Annotated in this window: 16 protein-coding genes; 9 read left to right on the top strand and 7 right to left on the bottom strand. The window is 44.9% G+C overall.

The genetic code is table 11. From position 1 onward, the window contains the following. The 6 genes from QUA00_RS27150 to QUA00_RS27130 form a co-directional block, all read left to right on the top strand. Positions 1-965, top strand: a 965-nt coding sequence (locus QUA00_RS27150) for a group II intron maturase-specific domain-containing protein (RefSeq protein WP_333411799.1), incomplete at its 5' end; no start/stop codon positions are given. Between the two features lie 643 nt (positions 966-1608). After that, positions 1609-2244, top strand: coding sequence for a reverse transcriptase N-terminal domain-containing protein (locus QUA00_RS36950; protein WP_445252103.1), 636 nt, complete (start codon positions 1609-1611; stop codon positions 2242-2244). A gap of 10 nt (positions 2245-2254) precedes the next feature. Continuing rightward, positions 2255-3415 carry a group II intron reverse transcriptase gene (locus QUA00_RS27145; protein WP_445305764.1) on the top strand — a complete coding sequence of 387 codons (1161 nt, stop codon included), beginning with the start codon at positions 2255-2257 and terminating at the stop codon, positions 3413-3415. Positions 3416-3623: 208 nt separating this feature from the next. Continuing rightward, complete coding sequence (recA, locus tag QUA00_RS27140) at positions 3624-4760, top strand: recombinase RecA (protein WP_333143579.1); 1137 nt, start codon at positions 3624-3626, stop codon at positions 4758-4760. 807 nt (positions 4761-5567) lie between these two features. Continuing rightward, positions 5568-5822 (top strand): type II toxin-antitoxin system prevent-host-death family antitoxin, encoded by a 255-nt coding sequence (locus QUA00_RS27135; RefSeq protein WP_333143583.1) that lies wholly within the window; start codon positions 5568-5570, stop codon positions 5820-5822. Then, on the top strand, positions 5815-6081 hold the full coding sequence (locus QUA00_RS27130; RefSeq protein WP_333143584.1) for a Txe/YoeB family addiction module toxin: 267 nt from the start codon (positions 5815-5817) through the stop codon (positions 6079-6081). Before QUA00_RS27135 ends, QUA00_RS27130 begins: the two co-directional genes overlap by 8 nt. Positions 6082-6992: 911 nt before the next feature. Here QUA00_RS27130 and QUA00_RS27125 read toward each other — a convergent pair. Next, positions 6993-7676, bottom strand: coding sequence for a hypothetical protein (locus QUA00_RS27125; protein ID WP_333143586.1), 684 nt, complete (start codon positions 7674-7676; stop codon positions 6993-6995). A gap of 648 nt (positions 7677-8324) precedes the next feature. On the opposite strand from QUA00_RS27125, the gene QUA00_RS27120 reads away from it, so the two are divergent. Together QUA00_RS27120 and QUA00_RS27115 are read left to right on the top strand one after the other, a co-directional pair. Further along, the gene (locus tag QUA00_RS27120; RefSeq protein ID WP_333143587.1) at positions 8325-8798 is read left to right on the top strand and encodes a Coq4 family protein; all 474 of its coding nucleotides are present in this window, start codon (positions 8325-8327) and stop codon (positions 8796-8798) included. 29 nt (positions 8799-8827) lie between these two features. Next, positions 8828-9052 carry a helix-turn-helix transcriptional regulator gene (locus QUA00_RS27115; protein ID WP_333143588.1) on the top strand — a complete coding sequence of 75 codons (225 nt, stop codon included), beginning with the start codon at positions 8828-8830 and terminating at the stop codon, positions 9050-9052. A 118-nt stretch (positions 9053-9170) separates the two neighbouring features. On the opposite strand, the gene QUA00_RS27110 is transcribed toward QUA00_RS27115, so the two are convergent. The 4 genes from QUA00_RS27110 to QUA00_RS27095 all read right to left on the bottom strand — a co-directional run bounded on the left by QUA00_RS27110 (position 9171) and on the right by QUA00_RS27095 (position 15634). Further along, positions 9171-10067, bottom strand: a complete 897-nt coding sequence (locus tag QUA00_RS27110) for an alpha/beta hydrolase (RefSeq protein ID WP_333411798.1) — start codon at positions 10065-10067, stop codon at positions 9171-9173. Positions 10068-10284: 217 nt separating this feature from the next. Continuing rightward, positions 10285-11772 carry a D-alanyl-D-alanine carboxypeptidase/D-alanyl-D-alanine endopeptidase gene (dacB, locus tag QUA00_RS27105; RefSeq protein ID WP_333411797.1) on the bottom strand — a complete coding sequence of 496 codons (1488 nt, stop codon included), beginning with the start codon at positions 11770-11772 and terminating at the stop codon, positions 10285-10287. Positions 11773-11904: 132 nt separating this feature from the next. Beyond that, positions 11905-14112 (bottom strand): beta-propeller domain-containing protein, encoded by a 2208-nt coding sequence (locus tag QUA00_RS27100; protein WP_333143591.1) that lies wholly within the window; start codon positions 14110-14112, stop codon positions 11905-11907. Next, on the bottom strand, positions 14105-15634 hold the full coding sequence (locus QUA00_RS27095; protein ID WP_333308448.1) for an ATP-binding protein: 1530 nt from the start codon (positions 15632-15634) through the stop codon (positions 14105-14107). The genes QUA00_RS27100 and QUA00_RS27095 overlap by 8 nt, the downstream gene beginning before the upstream one ends. A gap of 254 nt (positions 15635-15888) precedes the next feature. On the opposite strand from QUA00_RS27095, the gene QUA00_RS27090 reads away from it, so the two are divergent. Beyond that, the gene (locus QUA00_RS27090) at positions 15889-16659 is read left to right on the top strand and encodes a PD-(D/E)XK nuclease family protein (RefSeq protein ID WP_333143593.1); all 771 of its coding nucleotides are present in this window, start codon (positions 15889-15891) and stop codon (positions 16657-16659) included. Between the two features lie 360 nt (positions 16660-17019). Here QUA00_RS27090 and QUA00_RS27085 read toward each other — a convergent pair whose 3' ends face one another. Both QUA00_RS27085 and QUA00_RS27080 read right to left on the bottom strand, forming a co-directional pair. Then, on the bottom strand, positions 17020-17346 hold the full coding sequence (locus tag QUA00_RS27085) for a (2Fe-2S) ferredoxin domain-containing protein (protein WP_333143594.1): 327 nt from the start codon (positions 17344-17346) through the stop codon (positions 17020-17022). A gap of 78 nt (positions 17347-17424) precedes the next feature. Further along, positions 17425-17712 (bottom strand): zinc ribbon domain-containing protein, encoded by a 288-nt coding sequence (locus QUA00_RS27080; RefSeq protein ID WP_333300731.1) that lies wholly within the window; start codon positions 17710-17712, stop codon positions 17425-17427. Positions 17713-17748: the final 36 nt, after the last annotated feature.

Here is a 17748-nt window from a genome sequence, read left to right as displayed (position 1 = left end):
TTCTCGCGCGTGATTTAACCGTTGTTCAAAAGTGTAAAGAGATAATCTCTGAATGGTTAAAAGGCATGGGTTTGGAGTTAAAATTCAGTAAAACAAGGATAGCTCACACAATGAGCAGCCATGATGGACAGTCTCCAGGATTTGATTTCCTGGGATTTAAAGTCAGGCAATATCCATCTGGCAAATATACGAGCGGGAAAAATCCCCAAGGTGAACTACTGGGTTTCAGCACAATCATCACCCCAAGCTCAGCAAAAGTCAAAATACACCTCAAAGAAATCGCAAGAGTAATAGACATCCACACAGCCAAATCTCAATCAGATTTAATTAAGAGGTTAAATCCTCTAATCATAGGGTGGGCTAACTATTACCGAACGGTTCCAAGTAGCAAAGTCTTCTATAAATTAAACTCCCTGGTGTATCAAAAACTTAGAGCTTGGGCAAATCATCGCCATCAGAAAAAATCCAAAACATGGGTGTCAAATAAATACTGGCAAACCATAGGCGATGACCACTGGGTATTCGCAACCAGTGAAGAAGGGACTAACCCTCTTCGGTTACGTAAACATGGTCAAATAAAAATCATAGACCATGCCAAAGTCAAAGGCGAATCGTCACCATACGACGGAAACCGGGTGTATTGGAGTACAAGAATGGGAAAACACCCTGAAAGTCCCAAAAGAGTGACAACACTTCTTAAGATTCAAAAGGGTAAATGTTCTCACTGCGGATTACATTTTCGAGACGAAGATGTGATGGAAGTTGACCACAGAATTCCTAAATCAAAAGGTGGAAAGGATTCTTATGAAAACTGGGACTTACTTCACAGACATTGCCACGATATAAAGACTGCAACAGATGGCAGTCTGGGTACAAAATCTAGCTGTAAAAGTGCTAAACCTAAGCCACCCTCACATACAGAATGGTTCTGGAAAGAGGATATGTTGGTAACGCGGTATGAGTGACAATCACCGAGTCATTGAGGAGCCGTGTGAAGAGAAATTGTGCGATTCGTTGGCTAGAAACCATAGTCTGTAATAATTTGGGGGATTAGCCGCCAGGTGCAAACCTGGACAACTTAATGACCTTGGAGGTGAGCCGCTGGCAAAAATCAGCGCGTCAGCAAGTCCTCCCCCCTAGATGCGAGGGTGAACGCCTCTTCCCCTGGTTTGAGACTAGCCATCAAAGCCAGAAGCGGGAAGAAAATCTCATCAACAATCAGCCTAAGATTGTCACGAGAAAGCAAGAACTCATGGTTAACCCAATACGGGTGAAGCTACGACTGAACCATCGTAATGCACAACAAGCGGAATCAGGCTTATACGCTTGACCAAAAGGGAAAGGATAGGGCAGAGGCATATAGTTTCTTGACCTCTTTGCATTGCCTAGAAACCCGGTGGAGAGTAGCAACCTAAAAGTTCAAACAAATGGTCATTAGGAACGAAGTAACCCTCGAATAGTTCTCAGTGTGGTCGATACCTGAGCAGGTGCTAACCGTATACTACCGAGGGAAGGATTGAGTCAAAAGCGAATGTCTCTTTGTAATGAAGAGAATATGCCCACAGACTCACTGTGTTTTGAAAGGAAGAATTTTTAGTAAGAGTACAAATGTCTAATACACACGAATTCGTGATGGTGGAATGGAATACAACCAACTGGCGCAAGCTGGAAAAGAAAGTATTCAAGCTCCAAAAGAGAATCTTCAAAGCTTCTGAACGTGGTGACATCAAAGCAGTTCGTAGACTCCAAAAAACGCTGATGCGTTCTTGGTCAGCAAAAATGTTAGCCGTGCGAAAAGTAACTCAGGACAATACTGGTAAAAAAACCGCTGGAGTCGATGGGGTTAAATCATTAGCACCTAAACAAAGGCTAAAACTTGTCAATAACCTGAGTATCAAACAAAAGGTGCGTCCAACCCGCCGAGTTTGGATTCCCAAACCAGGAACAGAGGAAAAGCGCCCTTTGGGTATACCAACAATGCACGACAGAGCTTTACAAGCTTTGGTGAAGCTAGCTTTAGAACCCGAATGGGAAGCTCGATTTGAGCCAAACAGTTACGGATTCAGAACAGGACGCTCATCCCATGATGCAATAGAAGCTATTCATACGGTAATCGCTCAAAAAGCAAAATATGTGCTGGATGCTGATATTACCAAATGCTTTGACCGCATCAACCATCAGGCACTTCTCTCGCTTACTGCATACATTCCCGACTCTAAACCGCCTCATAAAATTGTGGCTTAAATCGGGGGTGATGGACGCAAACAAGTTGTTCCCTACCGATGAAGGAACCCCTCAAGGGGGAGTTATTTCACCCTTATTAGCAAACATAGCCCTTCACGGCTTGGAAGATAGACTCAAGCAATTTGCGTCAAGTCTCCCAGGAAGAAAAAAGGAAAACATCAGCGCCCTGACGATAGTGAGATACGCCGATGACTTTGTGGTATTACACCCAAGTCTTCACGTCATCACTCAGAGCAAACAGATAGTAGCAGAATGGCTGAATGGGATGGGGTTAGAAATGAGTGAAAAGAAAACTCGAATAACTCACACCTTGAGGCAAGTGGAAAACCAACAACCAGGATTTAACTTCCTGGGTTTCAATATCAGACAATATCCAGTTGGTCAAACACATACAGGAAGAGTCCAGGGGAAATTATTGGGGTTCAAAACACTCATCAAACCCAGCGAAAAGAAAATTCAACTCCATGTACGGGCAATCGGAGAGATAATATCCGCCCACAAAACGGCCTCACAGGAAGCACTAATTGCCCACCTGAATCCTGTAATTGTGGGATGGAGTAATTACTACTCAACAGTAGTTAGCAAGGAAACGTTCAATACTTGCGATAATCACCTTTACAGCCAATTGAAGGCATGGGCAGAACGCCGTCACCCAAACAAAAATTCCTCCTGGATTGCTGATAAATATTGGCAAACTGTCGGAGAAAGAAACTGGGCATTTGGGGCAAGTTCAGGGGAAGAAATTTTCCTTTTAGCTGAACATAAGAAAACGCCAATTGTTAGACACATAAAAGTCAAAGGCAAGTTCAGCCCCTTCAATGGAGATTGGGCGTATTGGAGCGCCCGTAGAGGAACTCACCCAGAAACATCGACAAGAGTCTCTCGACTCATGAAGATACAAAAAGGGAAGTGTCCACACTGCAACTTATATATGCGTTCTGAGGATTTAATTGAGGTTGATCACATCATCCCCCGTTCACAAGGCGGAAAAGATAACTACAACAACATTCAATTACTCCACAGGCATTGTCACGACACAAAAACAACAATGGATATCAAGTCCCCTGTTGGAAGTACCCATATCAAGGGTCAAAATACAGAGGAGCCGGATGACGCGAAAGTGTCACGTCCGGTTCTGAAGACGAGTGGTTCCCGTGAGGGAATCGCTTAGTTTAACTTCACGCACGGTTTTGGAGAGCGGCGGCTCTCGTGAGAGGGTCGCCGACTTTAATTGAAGGCGGGAGCAGGCTGAACCACCCCAAAATCAAGAATCTTCAACCAAATGCTCCCAGAACCTCCAGACCCCAAAAATAACTGCTAACATACGTGTTGTACAGTTAATCAACAAGCTCCGCAAGGGGTCTACCCGCGTACCGCAAATGGCAAAAAAAGAAGCGTCTATAAAAACTTCCACTGAAAACTCAGAAAAGCAAAAAGCCCTAACTTCCGTACTTTCCCAAATCGAGCGCAGCTTTGGCAAAGGGGCGATCGTCCGATTGGGAGACTCCACTCGCATGAGGGTAGAAACCATTCCCACCGGAGCCCTGACACTGGACATTGCTTTGGGCGGCGGTTTGCCAAAAGGCCGAGTTATTGAAATTTACGGCCCGGAAAGTTCCGGTAAAACCACTCTAGCTCTCCACGCGATCGCCGAAGTCCAAAAATCCGGCGGTATCGCAGCCTTCGTGGATGCCGAACACGCCCTCGATCCCACCTACGCCTCAGCTTTAGGCGTCGATATTGAAAATCTCTTAGTTTCCCAGCCGGATACCGGCGAAATGGCCCTAGAAATCGTCGATCAACTCGTCCGTTCCGTCGCCGTCGATATCGTAGTAATTGACTCCGTAGCCGCCCTCGTCCCCCGCGCCGAAATCGAAGGCGACATGGGCGACTCCCACATGGGTTTGCAAGCGCGTTTGATGAGCCAAGCTTTGCGGAAAATCACCGGCAACATCGGCAAATCCGGCTGTACCGTCATTTTCCTCAACCAATTGCGGCAGAAAATCGGCATAACTTACGGCAACCCGGAAACAACAACCGGCGGTAACGCACTCAAGTTCTACGCCAGCGTGCGGCTTGACATTCGCCGCATTCAAAGCTTGAAAAAAGGTACAGAAGAATACGGCAACCGCACGAAAGTTAAAGTTGCTAAAAATAAAGTTGCTCCGCCTTTCCGTATTGCCGAATTTGACATTGTATTTGGCAAAGGCATTTCTACTTTAGGCTGTCTGACTGACTTGGCCGACGAAATGGGAGTAATCATCAAAAAAGGTTCTTGGTATAGCTACAACGGAGAGAACATAGCTCAAGGACGAGACAAAGTGATCCAGCACATGGAGAAAAACATCGATTTCAAAAATGAAATTGAGGAGCTAGTTAAAAAGAAACTTGAGACTGGTGCTCTAGTTTCTGCTAATTCTGTCGCTCCTATTGAGGTAGATGATGTAGATGATGTAGATGATGTAGATGATGTAGATGATGTAGATGATGTAGAAGTTTTGGACGAAGAAATCTAATTTTTTTAGTCCTCAATTATTACTCGTTTACGGGTTGTTTACTCGTCTTACTCGTTACTTTCACAAAGAACGAAAGTAACGCTCAACAGCGACAAGCGAGCCTCGAATTTAATTTTCGCTCGGCTTCGGCTCGCTTGTCGCTTAAATGGGTTAAGAAGCACAGCCCGTAAACCAGTAACACAGCCTGGAAGTAAAACCAGTAAATTATGCTTCGCCGCGATCGAATTTACTGGTTTACTCGTTTTACTCGTTACTTTCGTTCTTTGCGAAAGAAACGCTCCACAGCGACAAGCGAGCCTCGAATTTAATTTTCGCTCGGCTTCGGCTCGGACTCTAGGTATCGGTTCCCAGGCTCCAGCCATAGAACCAGTAAATTGACCGGACATGATATGAGATCCGGATTGCCAAATATATTGCGGATTGCTATACTTGTACAGTAAGTAGTACAAATGTCAAGTAGGTCAGGAACCTCAGCCTAAAGGCATGAGGCTTGAAGGAGATATCTAACAAGCCGTTCTCACCAGCCAAGCGTCTTAATTGACTACGTTTTTTGAGTCACGATACCCTGGGATGCGTAGCTAGTCCCTTGCTCTATCGTTGAGAGTTAAACAGTTCTAAGGTCACGCTTTACAGTGCTTTGGGCCTAACAAGCTCACTAAACAAAGGCGCGTGCTAACTTTACTCCGAAAGGAGATTGAGGCAACCATACCTCACGCCTTGGGGCAACCATACCCCTCCACCCCGCTGCATCTTTTAACTCAATGTAAAGCCGTCCTAAAAGGACGGGGTTTCAAACCCCTCTTTCTGATGAATATTGTTTCTTTTAGCGAAGCGAGAAATAACCTCAAGGCTGTTTTAGACAGAGTAGTGGAAGATACGGACTATACCATCATCACGAGACGGGATGCGGAGGATGCCGTGGTGATGTCGCTAGAGTTCTTTAATAGTTTGCTGGAAACAGTTCATTTACTCAAATCTCCCGCCAATGCTGCCCATTTGGAGCGTTCTATCGCTCAGTTTAAGCAGGGGAAAGTGGTGGAGCGACATTTGTTGGATGACTAGAAAGGTAGCATGGACGGATGAGGCTTGGGGCGATTATTTATATTGGCAAGGGCAAGACAAGAAAACGTTAAAACGAATTAACAAGCTAATTGAGGCAACAATCCGATTGCCGTTTGAGGGGATGGGAAAGCCAGAACCACTGAGGGAGAATCTGGCTGGTTTTTGGTCGAGGCGAATTGATGATACGAATCGATTAGTTTATGCTGTGGATGACGAGTATCTAACGATTATCTCTTGTCGATACCACTATTCTGATTGACATCCTCCTTGGCAGGCTGTAGCTATGGTGCGACGTTTTTGTTTAACAGGAAAGTCGGCGATTCTTTGAGCACTTTAATTTTAATTTAATGACGAGAGCGAGTTTCTATTTAACGGGCGAGCGTAACTTTTGTCACCCTATGTAAGTTTTGCAGGATAAACAGGGATGAGATGGTACTCCTTTGCATGGCAATTGTTATGCAGCGATGGATTGTTTAGTAGTGAAGCCCCAAAATAACGCGGACTTCTTTTGGATTTCCTAGCTTCAATAACTCTTCAATCTACCACTCTACGCAACCCACATAATCTCGATAAGTGTCCACCCGTGAAACCTCAGTTGTATTGTCTTTTTTATACTTATAAACAGGTTCATTGTTTAGCAAATCCTGTGAAAAAAAACCTGAATTATGAAACGGATAAGCATATCGACGGTCTACATAACCCGTGCATGGTAAAAACATTCCCTCCCCATCATATTCAATAACTTCCCGAACCATAATACCAATTTAATGTGAACTTGCACATATCTCGATCCCCCTAAATCCCCCTGGTTGTTGGGGAGTAGGGGTTGACTTTGAGAAGAATCTTGTCCCCCCCTTAGTAGGGGCGGTGCGACCCCTACTCCCCGTGCCCGCCCTCTTGGCTAGGGGGGATCGGATTCTATGCAACCTCATAAAAAATTGGTATAAACCAAGTAAAGTGATGCTCTATCCCAACAGAATTGTTTTCAAAATACTCCTTGTAAACTGGATTCATGTCTTTTGGTAAGCCGCGTGGCTCTGACAGCGGAACAGGGAGCATCTCATATTTGTAAAAATACTTCTTCTGGCTCCTTCCTTCTGCCTATTGCCTCAAAACTCCAATTTCTAGCGGAGGGCTGCTTTCATTGAGATGCTCCCTATTTACTAACACTTATTCAGGCATAGAAACTGGCTGAACGTATTGAGAATTAGCGCGCACATAACAGCCTTGTCTTGTCAGCAACCAGGGTTGACCGTTCGCCATCGTAATCGCATTGGCTCCCCTGAGTTCAGCAGCAACTGTATCTTTATCCGCGCGGTAAACTTGTTGAATTGCTCCGTTTGCGGTCTTGCGGCAGTTGAGTTGTCCATCTCGCGAGGTGACTCGCCAAGCAGGCCAAGTTACAAAACCATTTGTTGGACTCGACCAAGTATTAGCATTGCTAGAAGTATAGTCGCCACTTGCATTAGGACGCGGTAAAGCTTCGACTAAATTTACTTTGAATGTCTGGCCAATAGAAGGACAATTTTCTCCTGCTTTCACCTTCCAAGTAACTTCGGCTCCCAATTGGCTGCTTCTTCCCACTTGACGCCTGACAATGGCAATATCTCCAGAACAAACAATTTTTCTGCCAGGGCCTGTCGCACTGTCTTTGAAAGTCCCATTGTAATAGTAAGAGCCTGCTGCTCCTTCGGAACGGGTAATTTGAATATTGCCAAAAAATTCCCGATTGCCTACTTTGGTTAAGTAAAAACCGCTGCGATTGTTTCCTTTTTCTGACAAGTTTAAAGTAGTTTTACCGTTAGGATTAACATAAGTGGTAGCGCTAGCAGCAGCGCACCAAATCAATGACACAACTCCTGTGGATAACAAAAGGGAAAGTTTTTTCACAGCAACACCTTGTATGAATCTCTACTTTATTTGTAGCTGTTGGTGGAAATACTTGACCAGTCGCTCAAATGAGTGACACTCATTTGAGCGACATTCTAACGACATACGGGCAACCCCCCATGATTGCCACGACAAATTCGGCAACCACGGGGGATTGGCACTACTGCGTAATTCCGAAAAATCAACTCTGCATAACTTCACCTTACTTCAGCTCCCTTCAACTCTCTTCACTTGTATGCACCTGCATCACGAGGCCTGCAAGCTTCAACTTCTGACTCATTGCAGGTTCCAATAATTAGCAGCAGAATAAATTTATATACGTAAGTAAGGGAGTTCCAGTCACCGCTAAATACTGTGGATTTTACGGGTACTTCCCGGTGGGTCAAGTTGCGATTACAAACACTAGGGCGATTTTTACAGGTAGCTGATTTCAAATCTAAGAATGCTTGTAAAGAAATGTAAAAGCTCCTGAAACCCCATTGCTGTGACAGAAAGTACGATTTTTAAGCTGAGTCGGTAAAAAAAGTCGTCTTGATTCAGCGCAAAAATGAACTTGACAAACACAAATTAATTTGCTCGAAACTTAAATCATTGTTGAAGGGAGAATAAATTATGGCTGACGGTCAATTAGGAGTTATATTAAAAATGGCTCAAACAATTAATCCTCAAATTGAGAGCGATCGACATTTTGATATAGACTTGGAGAAATTGCGCCAACTGCCAGCAGGAACATTAGGGTGTGAAGTGGCGCGATTTCTAGACGAACAAGGCTTTGAGCCGATCGCATCGGGAGACTGGATTCAGCGAAACCACGACGTTTGGCACGTTCTGACTGGTCTTTCGGCTTCAACAGAAGATGAATTTATACTTCAAGCGTTTACTCGCGCTCAAGTATTTCGTCCTTCTTGTGCGATTTTAGTGTTAGTTGGACTGCTCAGCGGCAAATGCGAGATCGGACAAATTATCAAAGGCTTAAAACACGGAAAATTAGCCACTCGGTTAATTAATTGGGACGTTGCATCTGATTGGGAAACTCCTTTATCTGAAGTTCGAGAGAAACTCGGAATTCTACCCTTAATTGATTAGATTTTAACTCGTTACCTCATTGCAAAAGTATGCAAAGCACAAGTTACAAACCGGAAATTAGCCTGAGCCCACGGGAAAGAGCGATCGCGCAATTAATAGCCCAAGGCCTGCCAAACAAATGTATTGCCAAAAATTTAAATATCAGTCACTGGACGGTTGCTACTTACGTGAGGCGGATTTTTATCAAACTCGGTGTTTGTTCCAGAACTGCGATGATTGCACTGCTGCTCCAAGAAAATTTGCTCTGGGACTAATAAATAAGTAGGGTGCGTCAGATATTAAGAACGGGCAAGATGCCCGTTCCACAAGAACATTGAATTTTTGTGGAACGGGCCGGAGAGCCCGTTCTTATGTGCAAGCGTTAATTTTTTTCTATGCCAAAGCCACAGAAGCAGAAGAATTTCTCAGAAAACTCAGCAATTCTCGATTCACCGTTTGCGGCGCTTCCTGCTGAATCCAGTGACCGCAGTGAGGAACTAATTTCAACTTAAACGGAGCCGTAATTAATCTGTCTAAACCTTCTACAAGTTTGTGGCTCAAAAACGCATCTTCTTCTCCCCAAAGCACCAAAGTAGGCACTGTCACAGGTTCTAATTTCTGCCCCAAATTCCAAAGCCTCTGCGGATGAAACATCTGCCGGTAATAATTGATAGCGGCGGCTAATACTCCCGGCTTTTCTAAAGCAGTCTGATAAATCTTAGTTTCCTCAGCGCTAAAAGATCCTTTGCGAACAGCTTGTCCTTGGAACACATTGTGAACAAAATCTTTCAAGTTTTGCCGGATCAACCATTCCGGAATGCCGGGAACCTGAAACGCCAAAACGTACCAACTGCGGCGGATTTGATCTAGATTGCTCGCCATTTCCTGCACGAATCGCTGCGGGTGCGGAGCGTTTAAAATTGCCAAGCGGTTGAGTTGTTCGGGGAATTTTTGAGCTAAGTGCCACGCAATCGCCCCTCCCCAATCATGACCTACAACGTGAGCTTTTGTATAACCGAGGCTCGCAATCAAACCGCGAATATCCGCGCTCAGCGTATCTAAATCATAGCCGCTTTCCGGCTTGTCGGAATCGTTGTAGCCCCGCAAATCCGGCACTACCACCTTGAAATGACGCGCTAAAGCAGGGATTTGATGACGCCAAGAGTACCAAAACTCTGGAAACCCATGCAGGAGGAGAACGAGCTCGCCTTCTCCTTGAGAAACGCAGTGCAGGCGGATGTTGTTGGTTTCGACAAAGATGTGTTGCTGTTCGGAATCTAAAGAATTCATAGTTGGAAAGTTAGACTTATTTTCGGGAAGTACAGAACCCGCCGACTGGTAGCAGGCTAAAACGGCCCAATGCTGTTAAATTTTCTACTTCTATTGTAGCTGCTTTTCGAGTCCCGCCGCTGCAATCTAATTAAACTTAAAACTTGTAGGGTTTTGGGGTGTCCTGTGTTTTAGGTGTAACTACTGAGTTCAAGTTTATCACCTTAAATGTATTGTTTTAACAGCGGCGCAGGCGATTCAATAATAGCACAATTTCGTCCGTTGCCGATCGCATTTTTGCAGCCGATAGGTCAGATTGATTGACGATAATGCTAAACACCAGCGGCTCGTAATTCGGAACTTCGATATATCCCGACAGCGCCGAAACTCCGCTCAAAGTTCCTGTTTTTGCTTGCAAATTTACGCGGTTTGGTGTAACATTAAAGCGATTTTTCAAAGTGCCGCTCTCGCCAGCGATCGGCAGTGACTGGCGGTAAATAGATGCAGCAGGTGAATTGGCCATAAATCTCAAAGTTTCCACTAAGGCTTCTGGAGTAATTAAATTGTGGCGAGACAAGCCGGAACCGTCGGCTAATCTGTAGCTGTTTGGATTTACTCCTAATTGAGTTAAAACTGTTTTTAACTCTTTCAAACCCATTTCACCTGTATCCTCTTGTGGCACAGGCATCTTGCCTGTGAGTGTTTGTGGCACAGGCATCTTGTCTGTCACTTTTCCCAGCAATCTCAATAAAACTTCTGCATAAAGATTGTTGCTTTCGCGATTAGTTTCTCTCACCAATTCCGCCAGCGGCGGCGATTCAACAGTCGCTAATTCTTGATTTAAATTGCGAGAAGCCGATGCAACTAAAGCCTGTTTAACAGGAATTCCCTCAGCAGCCAGAACTTGTTGAAAATACTGCAAAAAATTATTAGCGGGGTTGACAACTGCGACATAAGCTGATTCCGGTTCCGCACCAACTTTCAACTGTCCGCCCACTCGAATTATAGGTCGATCGAACTCCCGGCCAACTTCAATAAACTCAGATTCGTTTTGAGCGACGGTAACAGTATTGTTCTGAAGTTGCCACTGATTTGCCAGCTTTGGTTCGGCAAAAGTAACTTTCAGAGGTTGCCCGATCGCCTGTGGGGACAAAAGAAGGTCGATCGCGTTTTGATTGAAAATTAAACTGTTAATCGGTGCTCCGTAGCCAGCTTGCGCGTCTTCCCATTCCCAATTCGGATTGACTGCACTGCCTTGAAAATAGCTGTCATCCCCAATCAACTGGTTAACTTGACTGATTCCCCGCTGCTTCAACTGCTGCGCCAAGGATTTTAACTGAGCTTCTGCAATGCTCGGATCTCCCCTGCCGGCAACGTACAAACTGCCATTTTCGCCGCTGTAAACCGATGTCTTAATCCGAAAGTCTGCACCGAGTTTCTGTAAAGCAGCGGCTGTGGTTAGCAGCTTGGCATTTGATGCTGGAATAAAATATTTGGTGGCGTCGCGACTGTAGAGAGTAGTAGAAGAAGATAGAGGTTGAATCAAAATGCCCCAGCGCGATCGGCTAAATTCGGGACGGTTGGCGATCGCATCTACTTGCGCTCCCAATTCCCCAAGACAAATATCCCCAGCAACCGCCGACGTTTGAGCCGCAACCGCCGACGGACGCCCCAGAATTAGGACGAACAAACTAACCGCAATTCCTTGGATTTTCAAGTCGTACATATATGCCCAACTCTGGTTGAATAACCTATTTATGATCTGATAATTGGTAGTGTGTGATTGTTAATTGGCCAGATAAAGAACCACAGCTAAGCTGCTACGCAGCTAAGAAGGAGCGCATCGGGGTTGACTGCATTACATCCCCTCCAAACGTAGGAAATGCACTCGGCCTGATGAGTCACCCGCGACAATCGTCACCCCATCCGATGCAGCCGCACAGGCAAGTAACTCATCCTCGCTACTGAAACTAGCAATCACTCTGCCACTCTGCAAATCCCAGACCCTCAGAGAGTGATCCTCTGAAGCTGAAACTGCTAGTTGTCCTTTGGGTATGATAGCAACTGCCCATACCTTGTCAGTATGCCCGATGAGGGTACGAAGTTCTTTTCCTGTTTGTAAATCCCACATTTTGAGGGTTTTATCCCTTGAAGCTGAAATAGCCTGTTGCCCATCTAGGGTGATGGCAACTGCCTCTACATAGCTGGTATGCCCTATAAGAGTATGTAGTTCTTTTCCTGTCTGTAAGTCCCAGATTTTGAGAGTGTTATCTGATGAAGCTGAAACTACTCGTTGTCCATCAGGAGTAATGGCTACTGCATTTACCATATAAGTATGCCCGATCAGGGTACGCAGTTGTTCTCCACTATGTAAATCCCAAAGTTTGACAGTGAAATCCCCTGAAGCAGAAACAGCTTTTTGCCCATCGGGAGTGATAGCAACTGATCCTACATAGCTGGTATGCCCGACGAGGGTAAGCACTTCAGTTCCTGTTTTTAAATCCCAAATTTGGAGGCTTTTATCCCACAAAGCTAAAATTGCTTTTTGACCATCAGGGGTAATAGCAACTGCCTGCACTTTGTCATTATGCTCAGTTAAGGTACGCACTTCAGTTCTATTGTGCAGGTTCCATATCTTAAGGGTTTTATCCCAGGAAGCGGAAACAGCCTGTTGCCCATCTGGAGTAATAGCGACCGTCCATACCAAATCGGTATGCCCCATGAGATTACGCTCTCTAACACTTCTATGCAAATCCCAAACTTTGATGGTCTTATTGTTTGAAACTGAAACAACTTGTTGCCCATCTGAGGTAATAGCAACAGCCTGTACCGGGTAGGTATGACCTATAAGGGTACGCAGTTGTTCTCCGGTCTGTAAATTCCAGACTTTGAGGGTGTTATCGTTTAAAGCACCAACTACCAGTTTTCCATTGGGGGTAATAGCAACCGAATTAATTGAAGCTGTATCCTCGTTGATAGTAAGCACTTCAGTTCCACTTTCTACATCCCAAACTTTGATGCTATCGCAGGAAGTGGATACAATCTGTTGCCCATCAGGAGTAATAGCAACTCCCACTATTGAGTTAGTATTCCAGTTAAAGGTACGTACTTCGCGTCCAGTGTGCAAATCCCAGACCTTGAGAGTTTTATCCCAGGAAGCAGAAACAGCCTGTAGCCCATTCGGTGTGATAGCTATGGCTTCAACAAAAAAGGTATGCCCATTCAGGGTGCTTTCTTCAGTTCCCTTCTCCAAATTCCAGACTTTAACTGTGAAATCCCCTGAAGCAGAAACAGCTTGTTTTCCATTGGCAGTGATGGCGACTGCCTCTACGAAGTTAGTATGCCCAGTGAGAGTACGTAGTTCTTCCCCACTTTGCAAATCCCAAACTCTTAGGGTGTTATCAAATGAAGCGGAAACAGCTTGTTTTCCATCGGGAGTGATAGCGACTGACCGTACTAAGCTGGTATGCCCGGTGAGAGTACGTAGTTCTTCCCCACTTTGCAAATCCCAAACTTTTAGGGTGTTATCAGATGAAGCGCAGACTACCTGATGTCCATTGGGCGTAATGGCAATTGCATCTACATCCCCGGTATGCCCAATCAGGGTACGCAGTAATGCTCCATTAGGTGGTGTTAAGTTAGATGTCAGTGGATGCAACCAGGGAGCTGCTTTACACTGCTTGGCCTGTTCCAGAAGTCCCTTAATCTCTGGCTCCTCAAAAGCCATCAAACGCCCTAACAATTGTCCTGCTAGTTGCATTTTATCCTGATCCAAAACGTGCGCGGATAACCGCAATGCGCCTTGAATCAATCTCAAATTGTTACCCTCACTCTTAACCCACTCTCCAGCATTTAAGATATCGGGAGTGAAAGCCAAGTCATAATCCTCAATCAGTGGTTGTGGCCCTAATTCAGAAATCTTAGCTTCAATGAAATCAAAATCTGTTAGGAGGATGTACAGCCGATCTACTTGTACAGCGTCTGCCAGGAGCTTTGGTAGAGCCTTCAATTTATAAACCCGGCTACCTTGCGGTAGTTGCTTTAAGCGTTCTGCTAACTTACCCATCGCCGTACAACTCCTGCCAGTTACTATCTGCCATCAGAGTTTTTATGTTCTCAATTGTTATCCCTGCTGCCTTTACATCCTCGCGGTTTTCAATAAACCGACGGTAACTATGGTGATAAAACCTGTAAAAGGTTTGTCCGTACATGATTGGGCTGTGTAAAAACTGTTTCCATCCCTTAAGTACGTATTGCACGTTAAATTCGGCCTCTTGTTCTCCCGTATATTTGATGATTTGAACAATGTCTTTATCTGGGATAAGCTCGGAAGTTTCTGATAGGATGTAAACAATTCTGAACTTGGCGATCGGTGGCGGGTCGGTGGTCATGCCCATGAGTCGCCAATGATCTTTGTAATAATTTTCTAGACCTTGGGGTAAGCTTTCAATGCTTCCATCTTGGTAAATCCCATCCTCAATTTCTACTAGCACGCAGCGCAGATACATAAAGTTGTTTTCGCTCTTGTCGGCTAGTTGGGTAATGAAATCTTCGACTGTCAAGCTGTTAGCCTGAATCCACTGGCGCAGTCGCTCATGCTCATTAACGTGCTGCCGAATATAGGTCTGGACATCTTGTAAGCTACGGTCAGCGTATTCCTTTGCCATCAGGTCAAACAGGTACTTCGGCGTATCCACCACAAAGAGAATATCGACCCCCCGCCGCCGTGAAATCACGAAGTAAACATTCTTGGGCAAGTAGCGGGGCAGGTATAGGATGTTGGCACTTTTGTCCTGGCTCTCCAAGTCAACCTCATCCAGCGCATCGACAACAATTACCAGTCGTTCTCCCGGCTTGAGTTGTTCGCTGACTTCAGACAGTAATTTTTCCAAGAAAGCCTTGTTTTGATTGGCATCTGGCGGCAACTCCGAGTAGGGCAAGCGGTATTTGGCGATCAGTTGCGTGCAAACACTCTCTAGGAATTGGCTAGTGCAATTGATTCTTCCCAGGCGATCGTTGAAATGGGCTACGCATTCATGTCGTCGGACGTACTCGGCGAGTATTGTACTTTTACCCAAGCCGGGGTCGCCTTCGATGGTGAAATAACCGTTGGGCTTGTTGCTCAGGAAATCCTCAATCTTATCGAAAACGTATTTACGACCTACGAAACCTTCTGTCTTAATGTCAATCAGTGATCGAAACTGTCTGCGCCAGTCGTCCATTTCTGCCGCGATAAGAGCGGTTGTACCAACGCTTGAATCATTAGACCTTTGTTTTTGAAGCCACTCAGGAAACTGTTTTTCCCACAACCACTTGAATGCTTGCTCCCAAGGGCTTTCACCTTTGCGGGGCTGACCTCGACCAGTTGGTTTTACAATAGGACAGCCATTTATAGACAGCACATCGCATACAGCAGTCAAGTGATCTTGGAAAGTCTGTTCCTGATTGACAATCTCCTCGTTTTTCCACAGATATTCTGCAAGTGCCTTACGCTTCTTATTCGCATTGTTCTGATCAAAACGACTTAAGAAAACATCTCGCTGCTTCCCAAAAAAACCGTAGTGGTTAGCCACTTTATCTAGAAACATAAGCTTTAATTGTTGTGAGTCATCCTGGGAGTCCATATCACACCCGCAATAGGGAGATTATATTAAGTTATTGCCAGTCATCTTAGCATAGCAATTCATTCTTCTAATTTCGACGTAAATTCGGTTTTGACCAAAAACTCTATTAAATTCTATTTCTTCTCTATTTTAAACTTATTTAATTGACAGGTTTTCTTGATTAATCTAGATTCAGCAGTCAATCATCTACCAAAAAAGTAGATTTCACATAAAAAAATATGAACATACAACTTTCCCTTTTTCCCGAAGAATCAGGACAAGCTTTCTCAATTTCTTCCAATCAAAAACCTAAGACGACTCGCAAATCAACATCTACCAAACTCCCCAAGGAAACCAGAACGACTCAACCCGCTGCTAAAAAACGTTCAAAACCCTATATCTGGGTGACTTGGCTTTCTGGCTTAATGGCTCAAGAAAAGCAGTGCCAGTTCACAGCATGGTCGTTGGCTAACTACCAGTTCCCCAAACTACCCAGTGATTTTGACTCCTCTGCCCATGACAAGATGGTAATCCAACAGAAAATGCAACATCAAGCCCAAGGGTCTGCTGTCTATGTTGAGGATGACAATTCCTTCACAATTAACGGCAAGACTTGCGACATCGGTGGCAAGCCGGACATTGTAGTGAATGATTTTGGTCAGATCATCATAGAAGATTGTAAATCCGGCAAGCAGAAAATTGCACACAAGTATCAAGTGCTGATTTATATGCTGCTGTTTCCTCTCTCGCCAAAAGGCAAACTTCTCTGCCAAGGTCAGACTCCTGCGGGGCGGCTCGTGTATCCCGATGAAATAGTAGAAATTCCTCCATTAGATGTTGACACTAAATTCAAGGATTTCTTCCTCCAAACTGTTGCCATAATTAGTGGATCAACTCCTCCACCTCAAGCGCCGAGTCACTGGGAATGTCGCTATTGCAACGTTCCAGCAGCCTATTGTCCAGCACGAATTGAGCTAGATGCGAATAAAGGCAAACACGACCTCTTTTAAGGCGTAGATAGTTGCGACCCTCTCTCTGCCTGACAGTCAGAGGGTTTTTACCTCAGAGTAGCGGTCAAAAAGTATGTTCACACCTCCGTTAAGTGAAAGAATAGAACAGTCCCAGGCAGTCTTCGACTTAAGTGGACACCAATGATGTCAAGTCGTGTCTCTCAAGATATCGCGTGCTATGTGTAGCAACAAATTGCATAAGTTGTAGAAGTTACTGTCATTCTAACCTAATTAGCTGGAGCCAAATTTTCTCTGATTCACTTTGTCGGGTTTAGCTGCCTAGCAGCTTATTACCAGAATAATTTGGAGGGGTACAGAATTTGGATTTGGTATTAAAATTTCTCCCGAATCAAGTCAATATTAATAATAATAACGCGCATGAATTCTCGGATTGAACAGCGCCTCTACAGGTTTTCCCCCTTTGAGGTGCTCTTCCACAATCAACGGTACATCACTCGGTTTAACTCGACAATACCAAATTTCGTCTGGGGTAACTCGCACAGTCGGGCCAGTGGTGCACTGTCCCTGACAACTACAGGCCTCCACTTTCACCCCTGCAACTTGTTGAGCTTCAAAAGCAGCTAGCACTGCTGCTGAACCATTTTTCAGGCAAGATTGATACTGGCAAACCAATACACAGCGCGCTTCTGGTTGGGAGTCTGGTTCTGTGGCTGGAGATTCTGGCATTGGTAAGGATTTATCCGCTCTTTAATATATCTTAACAATCTTTTGACATCCTCACCGGCCTGAAGGCGCGGTGATTCCCTACCAGTCGAACAGAGTTAACTGTTCGTACTTTAGACGGGTTGACAGTTCATCGGGAACTGCCTCAATTGAGGTCTTACACTCCCTCCCTGCCCATTTTGAGTCGTGGATATGCCCTACCCCGACTTGTTCTATATTTTTTGAGGCGTTGTCGTCTCTGTCGTGAAGAGTGCCGCAATTCATACAGACAATTTCTCTCACCGAAAGGTCTAACTTGCCCCAGCGGTAACCACAATCCGAACAAACTTGGCTGGTTGGTTCCCATCTGCTGATGACAACTTGCCTCACGTCCAACTTTCTCCGACTTAGACTCACACATTGTTC

This window comes from Microcoleus sp. T2B6, from assembly GCF_036700475.1.
Lineage (GTDB): Bacteria > Cyanobacteriota > Cyanobacteriia > Cyanobacteriales > Microcoleaceae > Microcoleus.
The sequence above is the reverse complement of the archived record's forward strand: the minus strand, read 5'-3'. Positions and strand labels throughout refer to the sequence as shown.